At 60.2% G+C, this 7,132-nt stretch carries 9 protein-coding genes and 1 pseudogene; 4 read left to right on the top strand and 6 right to left on the bottom strand.

Translation table 11 applies throughout. From position 1 onward, the window contains the following. Positions 1-226 (top strand): hypothetical protein (locus H0485_RS20635; protein ID WP_226937783.1); only part of this gene is annotated, 226 nt, incomplete at its 5' end. A gap of 55 nt (positions 227-281) precedes the next feature. Here H0485_RS20635 and H0485_RS20630 read toward each other — a convergent pair. The 5 genes from H0485_RS20630 to H0485_RS20610 all read right to left on the bottom strand — a co-directional run bounded on the left by H0485_RS20630 (position 282) and on the right by H0485_RS20610 (position 4,028). Next, positions 282-1,043, bottom strand: coding sequence for a DUF4394 domain-containing protein (locus H0485_RS20630; protein WP_226937782.1), 762 nt, complete (start codon positions 1,041-1,043; stop codon positions 282-284). Between the two features lie 112 nt (positions 1,044-1,155). Continuing rightward, positions 1,156-1,713: a fasciclin domain-containing protein gene (locus tag H0485_RS20625; RefSeq protein WP_226937781.1), complete on the bottom strand. Its 558-nt coding sequence runs from the start codon at positions 1,711-1,713 to the stop codon at positions 1,156-1,158. 121 nt (positions 1,714-1,834) lie between these two features. After that, positions 1,835-2,542: an anti-sigma factor gene (locus H0485_RS20620; RefSeq protein ID WP_226937780.1), complete on the bottom strand. Its 708-nt coding sequence runs from the start codon at positions 2,540-2,542 to the stop codon at positions 1,835-1,837. Beyond that, complete coding sequence (locus H0485_RS20615; protein WP_226937779.1) at positions 2,539-3,093, bottom strand: sigma-70 family RNA polymerase sigma factor; 555 nt, start codon at positions 3,091-3,093, stop codon at positions 2,539-2,541. Before H0485_RS20615 ends, H0485_RS20620 begins: the two co-directional genes overlap by 4 nt. 695 nt (positions 3,094-3,788) lie before the next feature. Continuing rightward, a complete protein-coding gene (locus H0485_RS20610; protein ID WP_226937785.1) occupies positions 3,789-4,028 on the bottom strand; it encodes a hypothetical protein in 240 nt (79 codons plus the stop codon). On the opposite strand from H0485_RS20610, the gene H0485_RS20605 reads away from it, so the two are divergent. From H0485_RS20605 to H0485_RS20595, 3 genes are all read left to right on the top strand, one after another. Next, positions 4,021-4,887, top strand: a complete 867-nt coding sequence (locus H0485_RS20605; RefSeq protein ID WP_435531523.1) for a glycine betaine ABC transporter substrate-binding protein — start codon at positions 4,021-4,023, stop codon at positions 4,885-4,887. The genes H0485_RS20610 and H0485_RS20605 overlap by 8 nt on opposite strands. Before the next feature lie 102 nt (positions 4,888-4,989). Then, on the top strand, positions 4,990-5,901 hold the full coding sequence (locus H0485_RS20600) for an ABC transporter permease (RefSeq protein WP_226937778.1): 912 nt from the start codon (positions 4,990-4,992) through the stop codon (positions 5,899-5,901). Continuing rightward, positions 5,894-6,979 (top strand): quaternary amine ABC transporter ATP-binding protein, encoded by a 1,086-nt coding sequence (locus H0485_RS20595; RefSeq protein WP_226937777.1) that lies wholly within the window; start codon positions 5,894-5,896, stop codon positions 6,977-6,979. Before H0485_RS20600 ends, H0485_RS20595 begins: the two co-directional genes overlap by 8 nt. Before the next feature lie 79 nt (positions 6,980-7,058). On the opposite strand, the pseudogene H0485_RS20590 reads toward H0485_RS20595, so the two are convergent. After that, positions 7,059-7,132, bottom strand: a pseudogene (locus tag H0485_RS20590) (IS6 family transposase); the annotation flags it as partial.

Below are 7,132 nucleotides of genomic sequence, written 5' to 3'. Positions count from 1 at the left end.
GCGCGTCGCACGCCGGATGTCCTTCACGACTTGCTCGGCAGGGGCCTTGATCGTCATGGGTTTCGCTGGCGCGGTCCTTCGGCTCTTCATCATCTTCAACTCCAACTGGGATAAAGATGAGCCGCAATGCCTCCGCTACGCAATCACGCCAAACTGTTCCAAGGGTGCTGATGGCGGACAAGCAACTTGTTCAGACAACATTCCGGAAATTGATTGCGGCCCGTAAGCCTGAGGCTTCGGGCCGCGCCACTCGTCCAGAACTGAACTATAGCACTGATTACTTACATCACAGGCAGAATGGCGATGTCGCGGACATTCGCGCCGTCGATCCTGCCGACCTCGGTGGTGGCGCCGGTTTCGAGATTGACCGAGTGGAAGCCGCCTTCGACCACCAGCCAGGCCTCATTGCCGCCCTTGCCGTCCGAGGTGATGTCAAAACCGGCCTCGGCGGGTTTCACACCGATCTCGCCCACCGGGTTCAGCTTGCCGTCATTCGGCGGGTCTTGCAGCACCAGCCAGCCAGCGGCGCCATCAATATTGAAAAGCTGGGTCTTTTCAGTGCCCTTGTAAGAATTTGTATACGCCCCTGCGATGATGTTCGGGGTGGTTCCATCCTCGTAGGAATGGCTGCCATCCGTCACCACTTCGCCCGTCTCGACCGTCACCCGCAGGCTGGTGCCATCGCTCCACATCACCCGGAGCTTGTCGGCAACCGGATTGAAATCGACTGTGGCGGAAACACCATCGGCAAGTTTCGTTGCGAGCGTGCTGACCTTTGTCGCCACGCCTGTCATCGGGTCGATGCTGGCCAGGGTGCCATCGGCAAAGACGCCATATAGCATACCATCCGCCGGGCGTACGTCGATACCGAGAAGAGGCCCCTCTACGCCGGTCACAGTTACGCCTCCAGTGCGGGTCCAGGTCGCGGTATCGAGCCAGTGCAGTTCATTCTCGCCCGAGAGACCAACAACCGTCGCAGCCATGGCCGGAGCCGCAAGCGCTGAGAGGAGGAGGCCTGCCGTGACCGATTTGATCGCATTCATCGAAACATTTCCTTCTTTGGTTGGGGTTTGCCGGGCAACCCGGCGATAACGGGCCATATCCGTGCGGGAGGGAGAGACCGCGCGAGACATGGCCCGTTCCGTGCCAGTGGGGTCAGCCTGCCGGCAGCAGAACCTTGTCGATGACATGGATGACGCCGTTCGACTGAATGACATCGGCGATCGTGACGCTGGCCACGCCGCCGCTTTCATCGGTCAGGGTAACCATGCCCTCTTTGGCTTCGGCGGTGATTTTGCAGCCGCCCAGCGTCTCGATCACATGCTTGCCGCCATCATCTGCCACCATCTTCTTCACATCGGCGGCCAGAGCTTTGGCACCGACAACGTGACAGGTCAGGATCTTGACCAGCGTTTCCTTGTTTTCGGGTTTCAGCAGGGTCTCGACCGTGCCAGCGGGCAGCGCTTCAAAAGCTGCATTGGTGGGCGCGAAAACCGTGAACGGCCCCTCGCCCTGCAGGGATTCGGCCAGACCGGCGGCCTTTACTGCGGCCACCAGCGTGGTGTGATCGGCCGAGTTCATCGCATTTTCGACGATGTTTTTATCAGCGAACATTGCAGCGCCGCCGACCATGGGATTGTCCTGCGCCAGGGCTGCCCCTGCGGTGGTCAGCGCAAAACAGCCTGCGAAGAGAGCTTTGCTAAATGTCTTCATGTGACTTCCTCCCGGAAATGTCTGCCCCGTTTATCGGGGGACGGAAGAAGACACGGATGGTGGTTTCAGAAAGTTTCAGACCGCCGCGTTTTTTTCGCAGGGGTCTGTTCTTTCTCCGGCATCAGATGTCGAGCAGATCTCCCACCGCCAGAACCGGCCCTGTCGGCAGCCCGGTGGGCGAGCCTCCTGGCGGCTCCAGGCTGATCGCCATATGGGCGGCGGTGGTCATCAGTGCGCGAATCTGATCGCTGGTGACAGGAACCCGGGTCGAGACGCCAGCCGGGATCACGCCAAGCGAAACAGGGGCCTCGGCGCCGCGCGCGATCCAGAGCTGGAAGTCGCGCCCCTCGACCGGTTCTCCGCTCATATGGGCAAGGCTGACGCTACCGGTGGCACTGTCATAAAGCACCAGATAGGTCACGCTGCTGCCTTCGGCGGTCAGTGATGCCGCAAGACGGTCTGACGTCGGAAACGAGCGCAGGCCAGGAAGGGTCACAGCCAGAAGAAAGGCTGCTGTCGTCGCACCTGCAAGCCCACGCCAGAACGCGAGGCTGGACCAGATCCCCCGCCGGCCAGCTGGCTGGCCAAAAAGCCGAAGATCAAGGGCGCGTTTCACGGCAGCTGGCAAGCTGGCAGGGATGAAGCCCTCGGCCATTGGCGCGAGCCGCTCTTCCCATTGGGCAACGAGGCGGGCAAAAGCGGCATCGCGTTCAACCCGGCGGGCCAGATCGGTCTGATCGGCCGCAGGCAATACGCCCAGCACGAATTCTGCGGCCAGAATATCATCACCGCCATCCGTGAGATCCCTGTCCATATCGGCGTCGCTCATCTTTGCAGACACTCCCTCAGTCGCATCAGGCTGCGCCTGAGCCAGGTTCGCATCGTGTTCAGCGGCACATCGTGGCGGACCGCAAGGTCGGCATAGCTGTCCCCGTCCAGATAGGCCGCACGCACCGCATCGGCGCGATCTGCTTCCAGTTCGTCCAAACATTGATCCAGCTGGCGCCGCTCACCAGCAGCAACCGCTCTCGTCTCCGGCCCGGGCGCGGGATCGCGGATCTCCATCGCAGCATCTTCCAGACCGGCAACCGCCTCGCGCCGTGCCCGAAGCCGGTCGATGGCAAGGTGTCGGGCAACAGCGATCAGCCAGGACATCGGACTCTGCGCAGTCACCGCAAACCGATCCGCCTTTAACCAGATCCTGATGAATACTTCCTGCACCACTTCTTCAGCCTCTGTTCGATCTTTTAAGACACGTAGACAAGTGCCAAAAAGTTTCGCCGAGGTTGCAGCATAAAGCTTGTCGAACGCGATGCGATCACGAAGCGCCACCCTGAGGATGAGATCAGAGATCTGGTCGCGGGTGCTTTCCGGGGGCATTCTGGCTCCAGCCTGTTCACCCAGCTACTTGACGGGCCCGCAAACCATACAGGGGATCAGCAATATGTCGACCGCGAGGTGGCTCTGAAGGAAGTCATTCTTTCGCAATGCGCCGTTCTGTATGAAATCTTATGGTAATCTCGTGAGTCGTCACTTCACAGAATGCGCCAATGTGGAGCTCGGGGCAGTTGGGCGGCAACTTTTGGCTGCGCTCCCGCTGGACGTGCGAACGGGCTGCATAGTTGCGGCACTGCTCAGTGCCAGCGGCTTCCTAGCGTAGGCAGATGCAACGATTAGCCCCTTCGGGTTCTTGGGTCGTTTTTACCAAGCCGTTGCTCACGGCTCTTATCGGACGCTAGACGCCTATCAATGCTGCGAGGCCAGCCCTCCCAGCGCCGCCGATCGGGTGATGTTGCAGAAATTTCGGCCATCAATCTCGCTATGACTGCCAAAGCTGCGAAACCCCGCAATAGAAGTTATTGCGCCGCGCGCAGCGCCTCGGTTGTACGCAGGTGGTGGGTTAGAGCTCAAACGGTTACTTGTTTGCGATTTTGGCTGCGATAGGCTAGTGAATAAGCGACCGCACTATGCGGTAATGTGCCGCCCTCCGCAATTGCGACCGGGTGGAGCACGTATGGTGTGCGTTTTCTGCGCACCTTGGCCCTGTTGCTTTTGCAGCATTTTTGACGGGCCGTTCAATCCAGCGGGTCGTCGTGGGGCAGCGCCTCGGCGGGTCTCAATTTCTGCTGCACAACGACGAAGGACAGCAATGTCATGACGAAGTTGGTACATGCGTCTATTTTTGCGTTTTGCGCCTGCACTGCCGGTCCGGCATTCCTTGCAACCGCCGCATCAGCCCAAGACAGCGCATGCGGCCGCATCTCAATTGCCGAGATGAACTGGGCCTCTGCGGGCGTCGCGGCCTGGGTGGACAAGATCATCCTTGAAGAGGGCCATGGCTGCCAGGTCGACCTGGTGACCGGCGACACCATGCCGACCTTCACCTCGATGAATGAAAAGGGGGAACCCGATATCGCCCCCGAGCTCTGGGTCAATGCGGTCAAGGAACCGCTGGAGGCCGCGATGGCCGAGGGCCGGCTGGTCGAGGCCGCGCAGATCCTGACAGATGGAGGGGTCGAAGGCTGGTGGGTGCCGAAATATATAGTCGACGCCAATCCCGAGATCACCACCCTGGCCGCTGCACTGGCGCGTCCCGATCTTTTCCCCGCCCCCGAACATCCGAACCGTGGCGCAGTGATGAACTGCCCGGCGGGGTGGAACTGCCAGATTACCACAGCAAATCTCTATCGCGCCTTTGATGTGGCCGAAAAGGGCTTTGATCTGGTCGATAGCGGCTCGGCCGCCGGGCTAGACGGCTCGATCGCCAACGCGGCAGAGCGTGGTCTTGGCTGGCTGGGTTACTACTGGGCCCCCACCTCTATCCTCGGCAAATATGAGATGGTTAAGCTCGATTTCGAGGTGCCGCTGGACATGGCAGAGTTCAATGCCTGCACCGCCGTGCCCGATTGCGCGGATCCCCGGCCCAATGCCTATCCGGTGGCGGAGGTTTATACCGTGGTCACCAAACGCCTTGCGGAGGAGAACCCGGTGGTAGTGGGATATCTCGGCAAGCGGGCCTGGTCGAATGAGGTGGTGAACGGGCTTCTCGCCTGGATGGACGAGAACCAGGCCACCAACGAGGACGCTGCCTGGCACTTCCTCGAAACCCATCCCGATCTGTGGAAATCTTGGTTGGCGCCAGAGGTGGCTGCAAAGGTCGAGGCCGCACTCTGATTGCGGACTGAGCACGAAACTCTCAGCATCGCCCGGCCATGCCGGGCGGTGGCTCGAGCGTCGTGTCTTCTCCATGTCCATCATCACCGGAAAGGAGCGCCCATGGCCTCTTCCTGCTGGGGATTGCCTGAAATCCTCTGTGCCGCACCCGAATTGAGCGGCAACACCCTACGTCAGATGCGACGCAGCATCGATACCGGCTTTCGGGATTTGGTTCGCGAGATGTCCCCAATCATCGACGCAGCCACCGCACCGCTGCAAAAATTCCTGAACGGGCTGGAAAGCCTATTCGTCAATACGCCTTGGATCATTGTCTTCGTAGTTCTTGTCGCCGCCTCCCATGCGGCAGGCCGCTCGTGGAAAATCTCGCTTGGGACAGCCGTCGCTCTGTTCGGGATCGGCTGGTTCGGCCTGTGGGGGGATACGATGGTCACGCTGGCCATGGTCACGGTCTGCACCCTGATGGCGGTGCTGATCGGCCTGCCGGTCGGCATCTGGACAGCGCGCTCGGACCGGGTGCAGCGCATCGTGACGCCAGTGCTTGATGTGATGCAGACCCTGCCCTCCTTCGTCTATTTGATCCCGGTGGTGGTGATCTTTGGCATCGGCAAGGTACCGGGTATGATTGCCGTGGTGATCTATGCAACTCCGCCGATGATCCGCCTGACCGGCCTGGGCATCCGTCTGGTAGACCGCGAGGTCATTGAGGCCGCCGACGCCTTTGGGTCATCCCCGCGGCAAAAGCTGTGGAGCGTGCAGCTTCCGCTGGCCCTGCCCACCCTGATGACCGGGGTCAACCAGACCATCATGATGTCGCTCTCGATGGTGGTTGTCGCCTCGATGGTGGGGGTCGGCGGGCTTGGCAAGAATGTGCTTCAGGCCATCAACAACCAATTCTTCACCATGGGCTTCCTGAACGGCTTTGCCCTGGTGGCCATTGCCATCGCCTTCGACCGCGCGTCCCAAGCCTATGGCAAGCGGCTGCAACGCCATTCGGAGGTGACAGATGAGTGAGATCAAGGACAAGACCGCCATGCTGCCTCCCGATGAGGAAGAAACCACGCCGGGTATCTCGATCCGTAAACTCTACAAAATATTCGGGCCAGATGCCGCGCAGCATGTCACCGCTGTCGAGGCGGGAATGACAAAGGCCGAGCTGAACCGCAAGTATCATCATTCTCTGGGACTGCGTGACATCAATACCGAGCTTCCCGCTGGTCAGATCTCGGTCATCATGGGACTGTCAGGCTCTGGTAAATCGACATTGCTGCGCCATGTTAACGGATTGATCATGCCGACTGCCGGCGAAGTCCTGATAGACGGTCAGGACGTAGCGCAAATGTCCGAGGCCGAATTGAGGGAGTTCCGCCGCCACAAGACGGCGATGGTGTTTCAGAAATTCGCGCTTCTGCCGCATCGCACGGTGATCGAGAACACAGTTTACGGTCTCGATGTGCAGGGGGTTCCACGCAAGGAAAGCCGCGACCGGGCACAGCACTGGATTGAGCGTGTCGGCCTCAAGGGTTATGAGGGGCGCTATCCCTCGCAGCTTTCGGGGGGCATGCAGCAGCGCGTTGGCTTGGCCCGGGCACTGACCAATGACGCGCCGGTCCTGCTGATGGACGAGGCTTTCTCGGCCCTGGACCCGTTGATCCGCATGGACATGCAGTCGGTGCTACTCGACATCCAGAAAGAGGTCGGCAAGACAATTGTCTTCATAACCCATGATCTTGACGAGGCGCTGCGGCTGGGGGACAAGATCGTGATCCTGCGCGCCGGCGAGGTTTCGCAACAGGGAACCGGCGAAGAGATCGTGCTGAATCCAGAAAATGACTATGTTCAGGCTTTTGTGCGTGAGGTGAATCGCGGACGGGTGATCCGCCTGCGCTCGATCCTGCGCTCCCGCAGTCCGGGCTCCGACTGGCCAGCGATGGAATTAAGCGGTTCAACCACGCTTGAATCAGCAGCACTTCAACTGTTGGCAGTACCGGACCAAGCGGCAACCGTGCTGAGCCGCAATGGGACGCCGCGCGGCGTGGTGAATATGGATGACATCATGCAGGGGATGTTGAGGCGCAACCCCGGCACCTGACATGCAACATCACCGGGTGTCTGGCTGGTTGTGTCGCAAATTTCCGAACAGGCTGAAAGGATCTGATCGCTGGACATAGTTATGCCGCGAGCCCCGCAAAGATCTGGAACGCCGAGGCACCGTTAGCCGGGATCTGTGCCTTGCGGATCATGT

The sequence above is a fragment of the Pseudogemmobacter faecipullorum genome (assembly GCF_020539525.1).
Taxonomy (GTDB): domain Bacteria; phylum Pseudomonadota; class Alphaproteobacteria; order Rhodobacterales; family Rhodobacteraceae; genus Pseudogemmobacter; species Pseudogemmobacter faecipullorum.
Note: the sequence above shows the minus strand (reverse complement) of the source record. Positions and strands in the feature narration are given on the sequence as shown.